This is a genomic window from Fictibacillus sp. KU28468, from assembly GCF_026153615.1.
Classification (GTDB): Bacteria; Bacillota; Bacilli; order Bacillales; family Fictibacillaceae; genus Fictibacillus_C; species Fictibacillus_C marinisediminis.
On record NZ_CP110666.1, the window covers coordinates 2,234,873 to 2,250,255 of the forward strand.

General features: G+C 44.5%; 18 protein-coding genes. 2 read left to right on the forward strand and 16 right to left on the reverse strand.

The window, feature by feature from the left end; all coding sequences use genetic code 11:
- Positions 1-23: 23 nt before the first annotated feature.
- The 5 genes from OKX00_RS11585 to OKX00_RS11605 all read right to left on the reverse strand — a co-directional run bounded on the left by OKX00_RS11585 (position 24) and on the right by OKX00_RS11605 (position 3,844).
- Complete coding sequence (locus OKX00_RS11585) at positions 24-1,298, reverse strand: ammonium transporter (RefSeq protein WP_265407464.1); 1,275 nt, start codon at positions 1,296-1,298, stop codon at positions 24-26.
- Complete coding sequence (locus tag OKX00_RS11590) at positions 1,295-1,708, reverse strand: hypothetical protein (RefSeq protein WP_265407465.1); 414 nt, start codon at positions 1,706-1,708, stop codon at positions 1,295-1,297. Before OKX00_RS11590 ends, OKX00_RS11585 begins: the two co-directional genes overlap by 4 nt.
- 278 nt (positions 1,709-1,986) lie before the next feature.
- Positions 1,987-2,478 (reverse strand): DinB family protein, encoded by a 492-nt coding sequence (locus OKX00_RS11595; protein ID WP_053354211.1) that lies wholly within the window; start codon positions 2,476-2,478, stop codon positions 1,987-1,989.
- Between the two features lie 60 nt (positions 2,479-2,538).
- Positions 2,539-3,678 carry a stage II sporulation protein P gene (locus OKX00_RS11600; protein WP_265407466.1) on the reverse strand — a complete coding sequence of 380 codons (1,140 nt, stop codon included), beginning with the start codon at positions 3,676-3,678 and terminating at the stop codon, positions 2,539-2,541.
- Positions 3,662-3,844 (reverse strand): hypothetical protein, encoded by a 183-nt coding sequence (locus tag OKX00_RS11605; protein WP_053354213.1) that lies wholly within the window; start codon positions 3,842-3,844, stop codon positions 3,662-3,664. Before OKX00_RS11605 ends, OKX00_RS11600 begins: the two co-directional genes overlap by 17 nt.
- A 206-nt stretch (positions 3,845-4,050) precedes the next feature.
- On the opposite strand from OKX00_RS11605, the gene OKX00_RS11610 reads away from it, so the two are divergent.
- The gene (locus OKX00_RS11610) at positions 4,051-4,566 is read left to right on the forward strand and encodes a DoxX family membrane protein (RefSeq protein WP_265407467.1); all 516 of its coding nucleotides are present in this window, start codon (positions 4,051-4,053) and stop codon (positions 4,564-4,566) included.
- 59 nt (positions 4,567-4,625) lie between these two features.
- Here OKX00_RS11610 and OKX00_RS11615 read toward each other — a convergent pair whose 3' ends face one another.
- Positions 4,626-5,345: a YebC/PmpR family DNA-binding transcriptional regulator gene (locus OKX00_RS11615; protein ID WP_265407468.1), complete on the reverse strand. Its 720-nt coding sequence runs from the start codon at positions 5,343-5,345 to the stop codon at positions 4,626-4,628.
- Positions 5,346-5,489: 144 nt separating this feature from the next.
- Here OKX00_RS11615 and OKX00_RS11620 point away from each other — a divergent pair, with 144 nt between their 5' ends.
- Positions 5,490-6,614, forward strand: a complete 1,125-nt coding sequence (locus OKX00_RS11620; RefSeq protein WP_265407469.1) for an NAD(P)/FAD-dependent oxidoreductase — start codon at positions 5,490-5,492, stop codon at positions 6,612-6,614.
- Between the two features lie 37 nt (positions 6,615-6,651).
- On the opposite strand, the gene OKX00_RS11625 is transcribed toward OKX00_RS11620, so the two are convergent.
- The 10 genes from OKX00_RS11625 to OKX00_RS11670 all read right to left on the reverse strand — a co-directional run bounded on the left by OKX00_RS11625 (position 6,652) and on the right by OKX00_RS11670 (position 15,371).
- Positions 6,652-6,801: a hypothetical protein gene (locus tag OKX00_RS11625; protein WP_265407470.1), complete on the reverse strand. Its 150-nt coding sequence runs from the start codon at positions 6,799-6,801 to the stop codon at positions 6,652-6,654.
- A gap of 238 nt (positions 6,802-7,039) precedes the next feature.
- Entirely contained in the window at positions 7,040-8,014 is a 975-nt protein-coding gene (locus OKX00_RS11630) for a quinone oxidoreductase family protein (protein ID WP_265407471.1), read from the reverse strand.
- Between the two features lie 10 nt (positions 8,015-8,024).
- Positions 8,025-8,804 (reverse strand): enoyl-CoA hydratase/isomerase family protein, encoded by a 780-nt coding sequence (locus tag OKX00_RS11635; RefSeq protein ID WP_265407472.1) that lies wholly within the window; start codon positions 8,802-8,804, stop codon positions 8,025-8,027.
- An 18-nt stretch (positions 8,805-8,822) separates the two neighbouring features.
- Positions 8,823-9,599: an SDR family NAD(P)-dependent oxidoreductase gene (locus OKX00_RS11640; RefSeq protein ID WP_265407473.1), complete on the reverse strand. Its 777-nt coding sequence runs from the start codon at positions 9,597-9,599 to the stop codon at positions 8,823-8,825.
- A gap of 12 nt (positions 9,600-9,611) precedes the next feature.
- Positions 9,612-11,387: an acyl-CoA dehydrogenase family protein gene (locus tag OKX00_RS11645; protein WP_265407474.1), complete on the reverse strand. Its 1,776-nt coding sequence runs from the start codon at positions 11,385-11,387 to the stop codon at positions 9,612-9,614.
- Between the two features lie 23 nt (positions 11,388-11,410).
- Positions 11,411-12,163, reverse strand: coding sequence for a 2-phosphosulfolactate phosphatase (locus OKX00_RS11650; protein ID WP_265407475.1), 753 nt, complete (start codon positions 12,161-12,163; stop codon positions 11,411-11,413).
- Between the two features lie 9 nt (positions 12,164-12,172).
- Positions 12,173-13,231: a phosphotransferase family protein gene (locus OKX00_RS11655; protein WP_265407476.1), complete on the reverse strand. Its 1,059-nt coding sequence runs from the start codon at positions 13,229-13,231 to the stop codon at positions 12,173-12,175.
- A gap of 27 nt (positions 13,232-13,258) precedes the next feature.
- A complete protein-coding gene (locus OKX00_RS11660) occupies positions 13,259-13,678 on the reverse strand; it encodes an acyl-CoA thioesterase (protein ID WP_265410529.1) in 420 nt (139 codons plus the stop codon).
- Positions 13,679-13,707: 29 nt separating this feature from the next.
- Positions 13,708-14,487, reverse strand: coding sequence for an enoyl-CoA hydratase (locus OKX00_RS11665; protein ID WP_053354222.1), 780 nt, complete (start codon positions 14,485-14,487; stop codon positions 13,708-13,710).
- On the reverse strand, positions 14,487-15,371 hold the full coding sequence (locus OKX00_RS11670; protein WP_265407477.1) for a 3-hydroxyacyl-CoA dehydrogenase family protein: 885 nt from the start codon (positions 15,369-15,371) through the stop codon (positions 14,487-14,489). The genes OKX00_RS11665 and OKX00_RS11670 overlap by 1 nt, the downstream gene beginning before the upstream one ends.
- Positions 15,372-15,383: the final 12 nt, after the last annotated feature.

A 15,383-nucleotide genomic window follows, 5' to 3' on the forward strand; every position in this document is an offset into this window, starting at 1 on the left:
CCTTTGGTTCAATATTCATACTATTAATCATCATCTTTATGATGGAGGTAATTACTTTCGTATTTGATAAACTCTTGTTCCTGAAAAGCGGCTACCATACCGTGGTAGCTAATATCTAATCCAACCTCTTCCTCTTCTTCAGTTGAGCGGACAGGTATCCAAAATTGAATCAATTTAAGTCCCATCCAGGTTAAGACAAAACCCCATATGCACAAGACGAGTAATCCTAAAAGCTGAACGCTTAACAGGTGCCAGTTACCTGTCGTAATAAGACCTTTATCTGTTGCAAACAACCCTACCGCTATGGTTCCCCATATTCCTGAAACCGCGTGGACGGGAAACGCGCCTACAGGATCATCAATCCTTTTGATCTCTAACCAATAAGTGGCGAAAAGCATAAGCAGACCAGATACAGCTCCAATAAGGATAGCAAAAGGATCACTGACAAAAGCACATCCTGCTGTGATCCCTACCAACCCAGCCAATGATCCATTAATAACCGAAGGGGCATCAGAGCGCTTATAACGAAAAAGGGTATAAAGCATTGTTGCTGCACCGCCTGATGCTGCTGACAGCATGGTTACAATGGCAATATGTCCAATTCTGGCATCAGTGGCACTTAACGTACTTCCCGCATTAAAACCAAACCATCCAAACCAAAGTAAGAAGGCGCCTACAGATGCTAAGGGAAGATTACTTGGCAAGGAGACTGTACTAACTCCTTGGGGAGTGAATTTTCCTTTTCGAGGACCGATAAATATTGCTGCGGCTAAAGCAGAAAAACCACCTAGTGCATGAATAACCGCAGAACCTGCAAAGTCCTGCATTCCAAGCTTTCCGAGCCATCCTCCGCCCCAGACCCAGTGGCCTGCAACCGGGTAAATAAAGGTTGTCATGATAACGGCATAAAGAATGTAGGCACGGAAATTAATACGCTCAGCAACAGCGCCAGATACAATGGAAATGACGGCAATAACAAACGCTGCTTGGAATAACCAAAAGGTATCAACAGAAATTAAAAAGTGTAAATGTGAGAGATCTCCTTTTATCATAAATCCGTTACTTCCAATTAAGCCCGACAAATCCTTTCCATACATTAAACCAAACCCAATAAGGTAAAAACAAAGGGTACCGATTGTAATGTCTGCAAATACCTTCATGAGAATATTAACGTTATTCTTATGTCTGACGAATCCGGCTTCTAATAGAGCGAAACCACCCTCCATTAGTATAATCATAGCTGCAGTCAGGACAACCCAAATGGTATCTAACCCTGTATTTAGTGTGTGAATGGTCATGTTGTTTCCTTCCCCGATTTCCGATTCATCTTTATTTCCCCAATAATAGTGCGTGAAAGGATAATCTCATCTTTTGATGGTTCTTCTTTTAGACCATGGATGGAATGATCCAGCTCAAATAAACCTTGTTTTAATTTATCAATTTGTTTAAGTGGTTCTTTTACATGTGCAATGTATTCAACTGCTTGATGATGGCTGGGAGAACGGCCTGTAAATAATTTTCGAAAAGGGGATAGTGATTGATAAAAGGCATCTTCGGCATTTTTCTTTTGGACGTATTTATTAATCTTGTTTTTAATCCGTTCAATTTCTTGTTCTTTTTTTGTTTTCATGAATTGCAGCATTTTTAAAAGTTCTGATGGTGAAATTTGAATGTTAATATTTGGATTTACTTCATCACGTACTAACATGTAAATACCCCTTACAATTCAATGTTATATTTTCTGACATTATATCGATAAGTTACTTGCGAGTCAATGATGGAATTTTGAAAAATAACGATGTAATTGTCAAAATAGGTAGATTTTGAGTTTAAATCTTTAAATATAATTTTTATTTTTTAAATATTTAAAATACGGTACGTGAAATTGTTAAATTTATCTGATTGCCGGAATGTTGGTTTTTACCATGAAAAAAGAGCATTTCATATACAATGAAAATGCTCTTCGTACAATAATTAAAAATTTGATTAATCCCCAACCCCCAGCACATCTGTATTGGGCGGTTCATAACCCATGTGTCTGGCCATCGCCATAATTTGGCCTTTATGATGGTATTCGTGTGTTACCACATGCAGAAGAAGCTGTGCAGCTGAAATGGAAATAGGTTCTCCATGCTCTCTCCAAGGAATGGCTCTTATGATAAGCTCATCCATCTGCCCATCCAAATCATTAAGGACATCATCAACATAGGCATCAGCCTGGATAAATCTCTGTTTAATTTCTTCCAAACTTGTTTTTGAAATGTTTTCTTTTGGTGTCAGAGGCGTTTTCGTCTGCAATAAAATATAGGAACCGAGCCATCCATGATAGCAGTTTGCAACATGAAGCAGTGAATCCCGCACACTTTGGAAGCCGAACCCATCAATGTGTCTTGTGAAATCTTCAGGTTGAAGCTCATCACAAAATTTCAAAAGAATTTCTCTCGTCTGTTTGACCCATTCATATTCGATCCGATTCATTCTTATCCCCCTTCATCTTTCATAAAAAAGAGCCGCTGAAACAGCTCCTCTCACTATATTCTAATCCGCATTCCCATTTACCTTTTCTGCCTGCCAGTAAAAGCTGCTGAACACATCTGCAAAAGCATCTGCGGTTCTGTACAGTTCACGGAAGTCGTTATCGATTCCTCCCATTTCAATCAGCATGGCGTTGTTCGAAAGATCCTGGTTGTAGATGCCGTTGCCTTGGGATTTATTCTTAATAATGACCCCCCGGCTGAGATGAGGATACTTTTTATTTACAAGACTGTTCAGTTCTTCTGCGATCTGAAGGTTCTTTTCAAAAGACGGATGTTCCCTTCCAACGATAAAACATAATCGCGCATAAGGCTGGTTGTTGATAGAGATCGTTGTCATTTTCCTTGGCTGAGAATCACGATGGATGTCAATTAGGTAAGATAGATCACGGTCTTGTGAGACGGCATGCTGGACGGTTTCTCGTGACAGAGCATACGCTCGATTGGTAGTCCACTTTCTGGCATTTAACTTTTCCCCTACGTTAGTGGTGTCATGGTCTACGCCAATCCCTCTGCTCTCCAGATCCTGTTTTAACCGGTCACCTACCGCTATAATGTTGGTCTTTGGATTGGAACTTGTAAATTTGCCTCCTTGCAGGATCGGCCTGAATGATTCATAGCTGTGTGAATGGTAAATATAAACGACCTGGCCTTTCGTTTTTAATTTGGGCGGAGGAATATCTTCGTTCGGGTTATCGATATTCACATTCTTTTTATTCGGTTCGTTCGGCTTTAGAATTTCCTGAAGGGGCAATGTTGGTTCAATCGGCAATGTAGAATAGGTTGTCCCTTTTCCGGCAATATAAATCTCTGAATCATAGATCGCAAAGCCCGGCAGTTCCGTTCCGATCAAACTTCGCGGGTCCCCTGGCCTCAGGTTGGTCATTAGCTGCAGCATGATGGAAGAAGCGGCTGGCGGTTTGCTCTCTTTTGGAAGTACCTGTGTATAATAAGGATTCTCTGATCCGATGGCATATACCAAGGCTTCCGTTGTAAAGTTATTAAACCACTTTTTAACAAGGGACGAAGATACATCGAACTTAATTTCTGCGGATGATATAAATCCCGCTACAAAGAATAGAAGAATGCTAAGGAGAGAAACCTTTATACCCGTTGAAAACAAGCCGTTATTGCTGTCTCTCATCCCATTCCTCCTCCTCTTTAAGATCAATGGCAATGTAGGCTAAACACACCATGATGAGCCCGGTAACAAGGAACCCAACAGTAAATAGCGATGATAAATAAAGATAACTGAACCCTGTCGTAGAGATCATGATGAGAATCCAAAAGTACACTGCTTGAAGTCTCATAGAATTCACCTTCTTCCGTCCGTTTCTAGTAAACTATATTCAATCTGAGAGATTTTATTCTGAAAAAGATGGAAGAATGCAAAGAAAAGCGAAAGCGGGCCAGGAACGAAAAAGTAATGCGGCCGGACAATTTTTATCGCATTGACCAAGTTAGAATTTGACGTGAAAATGATAATCGTTATCATTTGTTGTTTAGGAGAAATTCTATGTTTATTCAATGGTTAAGTGAAAATCGTTTAGCCTCTTATGTGCTTACACTTCTTCGGTTGTATCTAGGAGTTAAGTGGGTTCAGGCAGGATGGGAAAAAATCAGCAGCGGACATTTTGATGCCAGTGGTTTTATGCTGGGGGCTCTTAAGCAAGTTTCTAGTGATCATCCTGCTGTTCAGCCCTGGTGGGGTGATTTCTTGCGGCAAGTCGCTCTGCCGAATGCTGAAATCTTTAATGCGCTCATTCCCTGGGGAGAATTTTTGGTAGGTCTTGGGCTCCTGTTAGGTATGTTTACTAGTTTAGCGGTTCTCATGGGGCTTACAATGAACTTTGCATATTTATTCTCCGGTACAACATCTGTCAACCCGCAAATGGTTCTAGCAGGCATGATCCTTCTGGCTGCAGGAGCAAATGCTGGGCGAATCGGTATGGACCGCTGGGTTGTTCACTATCTTGGATTGAAATTCAAGAAAAGGAAATTATCGAATACTCCTTTGTCTAAAAGTGCATAGTAGAATACATAACAATAACAAAAAAGCAGACCTTGCAATTGAAGGTCTGCTTTTTCTTTTTATTCACTAAGGTCTACGTTGTGGTAAACCTGCTGAACATCTTCCAAGTCTTCGATCGCATCGATCATTTTCTCAAATTGATTCTGTGCATCTTCAGGAAGGGACAGGTCATTTTGTGCCAGCATGGTAAGCTCGGCTACTGTAAATTCAGTAATCCCGACATTCTTGAATGCTTCTTGTACAGAATGGAATTGGTCAGGCTCTGCATACACGATGACAGAACCGTCTTCTTCAATAATGTCACGGGCGTCAACATCCGCTTCCATTAAGATTTCCAGTACTTCCTCTTCCGTTTTATCTTCGATGCCAAATACGGCTGTCGCATCAAACATATAGGCCACTGAGCCGGAAACACCCATGTTCCCGCCATTTTTCGTGAAGGCCGCACGCACATCCGCAGCCGTCCGGTTCACATTATTTGTTAGCGCGTCAACGATGACCATTGAACCATTTGGGCCGAATCCTTCGTAACGAAGCTCGTCATACGTTTCATCCGATCCGCCCTTCGCCTTTTCAATGGCACGGTCGATGATATTTTTAGGCACACTGTATGTTTTTGCACGCTCAAGAACGACTTTTAATGCCTGATTGGATTCAGGATCTGGTTCTCCCTGCTTTGCCGCCACGTAGATCTCACGGCCAAATTTAGCGTAGATGCGGCTCGTATTGGCATCTTTTGACGCTTTTTTCTCTTTAATGTTGTTCCACTTACGTCCCATTATGTTCCACTCTCTTTCAACTTCATTTTCAATAACACAACTTACCGTTCAACACCTCTTATTATACATAAAATGGACTTTTTTCTCTATTCAATGATTCGGTTATAATAGAAATGGATCAACCAAGTAAAGGATGCTGAAAAAATGCAAAGATATGTTATCGTCGGTGCAGGAATCCTCGGGGCGTCTGCCGCTTATCTTTTAAGCAAAAAAGGTGCTGAGGTCATCGTTGTCGACCGGAAACACCAAGGGCAAGCTACAGATGCTGCAGCAGGCATCATCTGCCCATGGCTGTCTCAGAGGCGGAATAAAGCATGGTATGCACTGGCTAAAAACGGCGCAGCCTTTTATCCGGCTTTAATTGAACAGCTGCGAGCAGATGGTGAAACAGAAACAGGCTATGCTCGTGTAGGTGCCGTCAGCCTGCATCATGACCATGAAAAACTGAGGAAGATGGAAGAACGTGCGTTGAAACGGAAAGAAGAAGCACCAGAGATGGGAGAAATAAAAATCCTGACTCCTGAGGCAGCTCAAGCTCTGTTCCCTGCTCTAAAAGAAGAATATGGTGCCGTGCATGTGAGCGGCGCGGCACGGGTTGATGGACGTGCTCTTCGTGATGCTTTGCTTCGCGGCGCACAAAAAAATGGAGCTCTCTTGGTGAAGGATGATGCCTCCCTCCTATTCAGCGGAAATAGAGTAACCGGTGTTAAAGCCGGTGGCGAATCGATAGAAGCGGACAAGGTTATCGTATGTGCAGGAGCGTGGGCGAATGCGCTGTTTGAACCATTGGGAATCCATATGAACGTAACGTATCAAAAAGCGCAGATCGTTCATCTGCAGTTTCGTGATACTGACACGAATCATTGGCCTGTTGTGATGCCGCCCAGTGATCAATACGTGCTGGCGCTCGAGGATGGCCGCATCATTATCGGGGCGACTCATGAAAACGATCCTGATGGCTATGACCATCGTATTACAGCCGGAGGTCTGCATGAAGTATTTAATAAAGGATTAGAAACCGCTCCGGGTCTGTCTGATGCCTCATTCACCGAGGCTCGAGCAGGCTTTCGCCCATTTACTCCAGGATTTCTGCCTGTGATTGGGAAACTGCCTGGCTGGGAAGGAATTCTGTTTGCCAACGGACTCGGTGCTTCAGGGCTAACGATGGGTCCTTTTATCGGGGAGCAGCTTGCTAAACTGGCGTTAGAGATGGAACTGGATATTGATCTATCCCTCTATCCTGTTGAAGATGCCATTCAATTATCATAAAAAAGACAGCGGATATCCGCTGTCTTTTAGCATGCTGTTATAAAGAAATGACGTTCTCTGTCACCCCGCTGAAAAGACCTTTGGCATTCTCATTAAACATTTTTTCAAATTGCATAATGGTCACTCCTCTTTCCTTTAATTCAGGCAGGATGTTGAGGAAAAGATGAGCAGGTGTCCAATTCTCCATGAGCAGTGCCTCTTCTTCATTAAATCTCCCCAGAGTTACGTCTCCGTTAAGCCGGAATAGCCAAATATGGAATAATCATGAATCAATGTCTAACAGAGATAGGACCTGTCACCGTTTCCACCATTGAATTCATCGTCCAGAAACTGCCTCATCTTACAATTTTTCTTCTTCCTGAAGCTTTCTTCACTGATGAAAAGGCATATTTTTCTTTTTTAATTGTGTATGTTCATCTCTGTTATTATGGCTTTAACAGCAGCTTTCCTTTTGTCTTTCTTGACTGCATGAGGTCATGAACCTGTGCAGCCTCTCTTAAAGGGAAAACTTCACCGATGGTCAGTTTCAGCTTGCCTTGAGCCAGATACGTAAACAGCTCCTGAAGGCTTGGCTTTAACAGGTCAGGCCTTTTCATGATCTGCGGAAGGAAAAATCCTATCACGGATTGATTTTTTCCCATAAGGTTCGAAGGATAAAATTTGCTTGGCTCCCCGCTAGCGACACCATAAACAACAATCCTGCCAAACACAGCGAGACATTTCAGTGTCTTATGGAACACATCGCCTCCTGCCATTTCTAGAGCAACATCTACGCCTTTGCCATCTGTTGCTTCGAGAACTTTATTTTCCCAGCCATCCTCCGTATAGTTGACTGCCACATCAGCGCCCATCTGCACCGCAAGTTCCAGCTTGTCCTCAGAACTGGCAGTTGCTATGATTTTTCCGGCTCCAAAAAGCTTCGCAAGCTGGACAGCGATCGTTCCGACTCCTCCGCCTGCCGCATGAACGAGCACCGTTTCTCCTTCTTCAAGCCTTCCCATCGTTTTAAGAATATGGTAGGCGCTTAATCCCTGCAGAGGCAATGCGGCAGCCTGCTGAAAATCGAGATGGTCATCAATCGGTATTACAAATCTTCCATCAGCCAGCGCATATTCTGCGTAGCCACCGGATTCGATTAAGGTCACGACCCTTGTGCCAGGTTTTATGTGAGCGGATTTCTCTCCTGTTTCAACAACGACCCCTGCGACTTCAGCTCCAGGAACAAATGGCAAAGGTGTAGGAATGACATATTGGCCTTCTCTGCGTGCCGTATCCGCATAATTCACGCCGACAGCATGGATTTCAATCAGTACTTCATGTCCTTTAGGAACAGGTTTGTCGAGTTCAACATTCTCCAGCACTTGCGGTCCGCCATATTCTTTAAATCGTACTGCTTTCATCGTCATCCTCCTATTTGCCGGTAAACACGGGCTGTCTTTTTTCTTTAAACGCCGAAATGCCTTCTTGATGATCTTCTGTTGAGATCATAAGTGTCTGGTTTAAACGTTCCTGCTCAAGAATCTCTTCAAGGGTAGATTGATAGGAAGCATCAATAAGCTTTTTCATCTTTCCAAAGGCTGCCACAGGACCGTTTGCCAGTTTAGCAGCCAATTTGAACACTTCAGCCTCCAGCCTTTCAAGTGGAGCCAGGTAATTGATTACTCCTAGTTGGTAAAGTCTCTCTGCTGAAATCGGCTCGGCGCTGAAAAAGAACTGTTTTGCTAGATGAGGCCCGATGAGCTTAGGCAGGAAGTAAGAGCCTCCTCCATCAGAGATCAGTCCGACCTGTGAGAAACTCAGCGCAAATTTGCTGTCTTCTGCAGAGACGATTAAGTCGCAGGCCATCGCAAGGTTAAAGCCGGCCCCCGCAGCAAATCCGTGGACAGCAGCAATGATCGGAATCTCCGTTTCTTTCATCGCCAGGATGCAGCGGTTGAGTTTGCCGATATGGTGATACACATCATTGGAAGTCGCCTTCCCCATCGTTTTGACATCACCGCCTGCACTGAAAGAGCGACCAGCTCCCTTGAGCACGATGACTTTTATATCTTCTCGGTTTTGTGCTTCAGCGCATGCATCGGTCAACCCGGTGATCATTTCCTCGCTGAAGGAATTTAAACTCTCCGGTCTGTTTAAGGTGAGGATCATTATCGGACCCTCGGATTCTACTAAAAGGTGTTCTTGATTCATTATTTTCTCCTCCTTTAATTACATAATGAGCCAGCCGCCGTCAGCTAGTACGTCTGATCCTGTCATATAAGAAGCTTCACTCGATGCTAGAAAAGATATAATATTGGCAATCTCCTCCGGCTTGCCGACCCTTTTTAATGCGGTATTTTTTTTGATGGCTCTTACAAATTGTTCATTCTCAAGGCCTTCTTCTGTGAGCGGTGTTTCAATAAAACCGGGAGAAACAGAGTTGACCCGGATGCAATAAGGGGATAGTTCCAAGGCAAGTGCTCTCGTAAAATTGATGACACCGGCTTTTGCAGCACTGTAATGAGGAATATGGGCACCTGCCTGATGTCCGGAAAGGGAGGCTACATTGACAATGGCCCGGTTCTGCCGTTTTGTTTCTTTTTTGGCACCATCAATCATGATTTTTCCTAGCATACGAGAAACGAGAAACACGCTCTTTAAGTTGGCGCTTTGTACGTGATCCCATTCACTGGCAGCAGTTTCCATGATTCTTGTTTGGGAGCTGCCGCCTGCATTATTGATCAGCACGTGCAGCTCACCAAATTGCGATTGGACGTGTTCTGCCAATCCCTCAACTTCTTTTTCACTCGTTACATCTGCTGTGAAAATTCCCGCTGCCTGAGCATTGGGAATTTTGCTGATCTCTGCCGACGTGTTTTCCAGTTTAGACTTTGTCCGGCCGACTAAAATCACTTTGGATCCCTCTTTCGCCAGTTTGATTGCAGCGGCTTGCCCTATTCCGCTGCCGGCTCCGGTGATTAGGGCAATAGAGTGCGTGAACTTCATAACCCTGCTCCTTTAGCAAATAAAAGTATTTGCTTCATATTGTTTCTCTGCGATCATGCGGTTTCTAGCGACACTTTTCCCAAATTGATGACAGCAGTTACAAGATTGCGTGATCAACAATACAAGCTGATTTGTTTTCTCACCATCCGTCAGTTCGTGGACAAGCTTGCGTGCCAGCATTTCAGCTTCCCACAGACTGTCTTCTAATATCGTGTGGGTCAGGGCTGTTTTGAGGGCTGCCTTTTCAGCCCCGCTTTTCTTGACGGCTTTCAAAGTACGGAATACAGAAGATTCAGCTGCATAAAGGTTTATGGCTAAATCAGCGAGTGCCATTAAAGCCTCCTGTTCCTGAATCAGTCCATCACCAAATGCTTCATAGGCTATACCTGCAGAGAGAAGGAACAGATGGCGTATGGTTTCTATAGCGTGCCGTTCTGCAGCCATAAGGGAGGTGCCTTGTTCCTTCGCCTGCTGCAAGGACCGGACCGCACCTTGGATAGAGGTTTGAAGGTCGATCTCCCCTTTTATTGCCTTTCTAAAAAGGTGGGTTGGAATGAGCAGCCGGTTAATTTCGTTCGTACCTTCAAAGATACGGTTGATCCTTGAGTCTCTGTACATCTGTTCAATCCCGTATTCTTTTATAAATCCTGCACCGCCATGCAGCTGAAGCGCTTCATCAGCGATATAATCCAATGTTTCCGATCCATAGACTTTACAGATCGCACATTCTGTGGAGTATTCACTCAACCGTGTTCCGACAGTTTTCAAATCAGAAGAATCATTCAGATCTCGAAGAGCATCTTCAATTAAGCTTGCCGTCCGGTACTGGAGAGATTCTGCCGCATACAGGCGGGCAGCCAGTTTGGAGATTTTTTCTTTCGTAGCTGGAAAGTCAGCGATCCGCTGCTTAAATTGTTTACGTTCCTGAATAAACTGTACCGCTTTCTGGTACCCGTATTTTGCAGCTCCCATGGTGGCGGATCCGAGATTAAATCTTCCAAGGTTCAGGACATTTAAGGCGATAACATGGCCTTTTCCGATATCGCCAAGCAGGTTTTCCACGGGTACGAGACAATCTTCAAGAATAACCGACCGGGTCGATGAACCTTTGATCCCCATTTTATTTTCTTCGGGTCCAAGTGCTAAGCCTGGAAAATCCTTTTCAACAATAAAGGCTGTAAATTTCGATCCATCCACTTTGGCATACACGATAAAGGTGTCTGAAAAAACAGCGTTGGTAATATAGATTTTTGTACCGTTTAAAACATAATGAGTGCCTTCCTCGTTCAGGACTGCTGTCGTTTGCGCGGCCAAGGCATCTGAGCCGGCATTCGGTTCTGTCAGACAATAGGCACCTAGGAATTCACCTGATGCCATTTTCGGAAGGTATTTTTTCTTTTGGTCTGGTGTACCGAAATAGGTGATTGGCAGTGTGGCGATACACGTATGATTGGAATGCGCTACGCCGTATGCGCTTGAAGGGCCGACCATCTCACCGACGATGCCCTTGCTGATCTTATCGAGGCCCAGCCCGCCGTATTGTTCAGGAATACTGTGAGCCAAAAGGCCAAGCTCCCCTGCTTTTTTTAATAAAGAAACAATCCGTTTAAAATCCTGGCTCTCGATGTTTTCACGATAAGGTCCGACTTCTTTTTCAATAAATTGCCTGGCCGTTGCCTTGATCATCACATGTTCTTCAGTGAAATCCTCCGGGGTAAACAAGTGCTCCAAATCTATGGATGAAAATAAAAATCCGGAGCCTTTCACTCTCGTACCGGTTTGTGCCATGAAAGTTCCCTCCCTTTCTGTGTTTAAGATTGCTGTTGGGCGTGCGCTTGTTCAATGGTGGCTTTCCCATCCTTCAGCACCGCAACAACAGGGGCTGCATCGACAGCAGAGGCAAAATCCAAGTCGTCAAATAAGCCGTATCTGGCAAATAAATTTCCAACATAGGACGACTGAAGAACCTGATAAGCATTCTGTCTGTTTCCTTTATACAGATAGTAGGCCGTTTGGGCAGCGTCACTCAGCTGCAGCGGTTCTCCACCCAGCTCAACTAACGCCGTAATGAGATGTCCTGCTCCATATACATCCTCGAGGCTCACCTCTCCGTAATTGCCGGAGCAGATGATAACGATCGTACTCGAACTATTGTGATGTAACAAAGCCTTAGCAGTCGCTGTATTATTCAGTAAAGAAGAAATATATACTTTTTGTGCCCCTGCTGTTTTTCGAAGAGCCACTGTGCCGTTCGTCGTGGATAAGATAAGTGTTTTTCCCTGGACTTGGCGGCTGAGCAATAAAGGGCTCGGATATAGAAAACCGTCAATTGGTTTGGCATGCAGCTCTCCGGCCAGAAGGTAATCTCCCTTTTGGAACATTTTTGATAACTCCCGCGCTTCTTTGTGGTCTTTCACAGGAATTACATCTTTTGCTCTTTGATACAACGCAGATACGATGGTCGTGGTCGCCAACAAGACATCAAGTACCACGGCAATTTTGTTATTTTCAGCCATCTTTTCAGAATGGATCTCTTCCTTTTTCAAAAGCAAATGGACTTTCATCTCTTCACCTCATTGTCCAAAAGCAGTATGGGAGGCATGCAGGATCAAGCTTTTGACAAAGTGATGAAATTGTGAAAAGCGGGCATCCTCGGTTTGCCCTTTTTTATACCGGTAATAGATTTGCTGGCAGATAACAGCTAGTTTGAAATAGGCGAACGTTAAGTAAAAATTGATTGCGCTAACGTCTCTACCGCTTTTTTTAGCATATTCCTCTATAAACTGTTCCCTCGTAAAAAAACCTTCCATAGTGGTTACAGGCGGTTTTCCCAGTCCCGTTTTCAAAAGATCGGGATCATCGGCTTCAATCCAGTATCCCATGGCGACTCCAAGATCGGCGAGAGGGTCTCCAACCGTACTCATCTCCCAGTCAAACAATCCTGTCATGTGGTTCAAGCGCTGATCAAACATACTGTTATTGAGCTTGTAATCATAATGGATCATGGAAGCGGGCTGCTGTGTTGGGATATGGTCCGCAAGCCATGTGGTCAAATGCTTCACTTCCGGAATATCATCGGTTTTCGAACGATCATACCTGGATATCCATCCATGCACCTGCCGTTCCATGAACCCATCAGGCTTGCTGATTTCAGATAATCCTGTTTTTTTGTAGTCAATGGCATGCAGCTGGACAAGCTGATTCACCATCTCACTGGAAATCTGGCCGCATAGATGCCGAGTCACCTGGACTCCCTTCGGAAAAGAGGTATCAACTACGATTCCGTGTTTTCTTTCCATCAAGAAAAACGGTCGGCCAACGATCTCCTCTCCTTTTGAAAAAAGAAGAGGCTTTGGAGCAGGCGGGAACATTTCATGAATCTCAGACAGAATACGGAATTCCCGCTCCATATCGTGGGCTTTTGGCGCAACGGGGCCAAGCGGCGGCCTCCGCAGAACGGCTTCCCATTCTCCCATTTTGAGCTGATACGTCAAATTGGAATGGCCACCGGAGAACTGCAGGATTTCCAGCGCCTCTTCCGGCAATTCATCCATTGAATGCCTAAGGAAACGCTCAAGAGCAGCAAGATCCAGTTCTTCTCCCTGGCGAACGGCTATCGTATCCTTACTCATGTCTTCCTCCTCCTCGATTCATTTATTTCAAGATTCTGACTCTTGAGTCTGCAATACTAGATTCTCTTTCAATGCGTCGCGCAGAAATTCTGGTATATGAGCAGTCTGCTGTGTTTTAAAGTCAAAATACACAATGACTGCATTCCCTCTCGCAACTAACTCCTCGGTTTCTGCTTTATAGATATCGTGTTCCAATGTAAAGCTTTTTGTTCCGATTTTTGATACCCCGGTCCGCACCACTAGTCTTTCGTTAAAATAACCTTGTGCCATGAAGTCACATTTTGTGGAAGCAAGAATAAAGCTCCATTCGTTCGTGTTCATTTCAAGGCCGAGGGTTTCAAAGCAGCGGACCCTCGCTTCTTCCAGATAAATAAAATAACTCGTGTTGTTAATGTGGCCCAGGGCATCCGTTTCACAGAACCGTACCGTCAGTTCAATTTCATGCATGTCTTTCCTCACTTTCTGCCTCTTACCGATCAACGATGCTGAAAGGCTGGTTTTCTTTTTTCAAAAAATGCCTGAACGCCCTCTTTAATATCTTCCGTTTGGAACACTTCCTGAAACAGAGAAGCTTCCACTTCGATGCCTTCATTCAAGGATTTGTTAATGCCTACATCAACCGATTGTTTAATTCGTGATAGAGCCTGAAGCGAGTGGCGCGTGATTTTACTCGCCAACTGTTTGGCACTGACCAGTCCTTCACCGGAAGGAACTACCTTATTGACCAGTCCGATTCGTTCAGCTGCGGCTGCTGAAATCGGTTCCCCTGTAAACATCATTTCTTTTGCTTTCGCTTCTCCCACTAAGCGGGGAAGACGCTGTGTTCCTCCCCCGCCAGGAAATAAACCGAGGGTAACTTCAGGCAATCCGATCTGGCTGTGTTCCTCCGCAATCCTCATATCGCATGAAAGGGCAAGTTCGCAGCCGCCTCCGAGTGTCAAGCCGTTCAGGACAGCGATCGTAGGCTTTGGAAAAGAATCAATTCGGTTTAGGATATAATGGACCTCCATCACTTGTGCCCTCATATCAGGGTTCCCCATCATCTGAGGAAACTCTTTAATGTCGGCTCCAGCAACGAATGCTTTTTCTCCCTCTCCCGTTAGTACAACAGCTACCGTTTCCCGGTCATGTTCCAACTCCATGAACGTATCATCAAGCTCCTGGAATACGGCTCTGCTCAATACATTCAGTGGCGGATTGTTTATCGTAATGACAGCGAGATGATTGTCTTTTACTACCTCAAGATATTTTCCCATTATAGTTTCACTCCATCAGTTTCATAGTTGTACCAGCCTTTGCCGGTTTTTCTCCCTAAATGGCCTTGCTTCACCTTCTCTTCAATGCAGGCAAACGGCTTGTCTTCTGGATCGCCCGTCTCTTTATAGCGCTGTTCCATGACATAGTAGCCGACATCGATGCCGGATAAGTCCATAAGTTCAAATGGTCCGATCGGGTGGTTCAATGCTTTACAGCAGATGATATCGATGTCTTTATAGTCAGCGATTCCTTGTTCATACAGGTAAACGGCTTCTTTCTGCAGCGCACCCAAAATACGGTTGGCAATAAAACCCGAAATCTCTTTTTTAAGCAGAACTGCGGTACGGTTGATCCGCTTGCAAATCTCCATCGTCAGCTGAGCCGTTTCTTTGGATGTTTGGTCACTCATCACCACTTCCACACAATCCATCACGAGAGGCGGGAAAAAGAAATGCATGTTAACTACCTTCTCCGCACGGTTTGTCTCTGAAGCAATCAGACTATTGACGATTGTTGAACTGTTGGTTGCAAAAATGGTATGCTCAGGCGCCAACTGCTCAAGCTTTGCAAACACTTCCCGCTTCACTTCCAGTTTTTCCACAACAGCTTCAATCACAAAATCGGTATTTCTGACCGCATCTTCAAAGCTTGTTGTGAAACGAAGGCGCTGAAAAGCCGCTTCTTTCTGATCGTCAGAAAGCTTTCCTTTAGTCACCCATCTGTCCATAATGGCATTGAGTTTGCTCTCTGCTTTGGAAAGCGCCAGTTCCTGCACGTCCTGTATGACAGTTTCAAATCCGCCAAGCGCGCACAGCATGGCGATCTGATGTCCCATTTGGCCTGCACCTAATACAGTAATCTGCTGTACATCTTCTGCTTTCATCGTATAGCCTCC

Bases quoted from the DNA above. Each gene is read 5' to 3' on its own strand.
- OKX00_RS11670 (WP_265407477.1), bottom strand. From the start codon at position 15,371: ATGAAAGCAGAAGATGTACAGCAGATTACTGTATTAGGTGCAGGCCAA.
- OKX00_RS11650 (WP_265407475.1), bottom strand. From the start codon at position 12,163: ATGAAAGTCCATTTGCTTTTGAAAAAGGAAGAGATCCATTCTGAAAAG.
- OKX00_RS11640 (WP_265407473.1), bottom strand. From the start codon at position 9,599: ATGAAGTTCACGCACTCTATTGCCCTAATCACCGGAGCCGGCAGCGGA.
- OKX00_RS11605 (WP_053354213.1), bottom strand. From the start codon at position 3,844: ATGAGACTTCAAGCAGTGTACTTTTGGATTCTCATCATGATCTCTACG.
- OKX00_RS11595 (WP_053354211.1), bottom strand. From the start codon at position 2,478: ATGAATCGGATCGAATATGAATGGGTCAAACAGACGAGAGAAATTCTT.
- OKX00_RS11600 (WP_265407466.1), bottom strand. From the start codon at position 3,678: ATGAGAGACAGCAATAACGGCTTGTTTTCAACGGGTATAAAGGTTTCT.
- OKX00_RS11625 (WP_265407470.1), bottom strand. From the start codon at position 6,801: ATGGAGAATTGGACACCTGCTCATCTTTTCCTCAACATCCTGCCTGAA.
- OKX00_RS11610 (WP_265407467.1), top strand. From the start codon at position 4,051: ATGTTTATTCAATGGTTAAGTGAAAATCGTTTAGCCTCTTATGTGCTT.
- OKX00_RS11630 (WP_265407471.1), bottom strand. From the start codon at position 8,014: ATGAAAGCAGTACGATTTAAAGAATATGGCGGACCGCAAGTGCTGGAG.
- OKX00_RS11645 (WP_265407474.1), bottom strand. From the start codon at position 11,387: ATGGCACAAACCGGTACGAGAGTGAAAGGCTCCGGATTTTTATTTTCA.
- OKX00_RS11590 (WP_265407465.1), bottom strand. From the start codon at position 1,708: ATGTTAGTACGTGATGAAGTAAATCCAAATATTAACATTCAAATTTCA.
- OKX00_RS11665 (WP_053354222.1), bottom strand. From the start codon at position 14,487: ATGGGAAAATATCTTGAGGTAGTAAAAGACAATCATCTCGCTGTCATT.
- OKX00_RS11615 (WP_265407468.1), bottom strand. From the start codon at position 5,345: ATGGGACGTAAGTGGAACAACATTAAAGAGAAAAAAGCGTCAAAAGAT.
- OKX00_RS11635 (WP_265407472.1), bottom strand. From the start codon at position 8,804: ATGAATCAAGAACACCTTTTAGTAGAATCCGAGGGTCCGATAATGATC.
- OKX00_RS11585 (WP_265407464.1), bottom strand. From the start codon at position 1,298: ATGACCATTCACACACTAAATACAGGGTTAGATACCATTTGGGTTGTC.
- OKX00_RS11660 (WP_265410529.1), bottom strand. From the start codon at position 13,678: ATGCATGAAATTGAACTGACGGTACGGTTCTGTGAAACGGATGCCCTG.
- OKX00_RS11655 (WP_265407476.1), bottom strand. From the start codon at position 13,231: ATGAGTAAGGATACGATAGCCGTTCGCCAGGGAGAAGAACTGGATCTT.
- OKX00_RS11620 (WP_265407469.1), top strand. From the start codon at position 5,490: ATGCAAAGATATGTTATCGTCGGTGCAGGAATCCTCGGGGCGTCTGCC.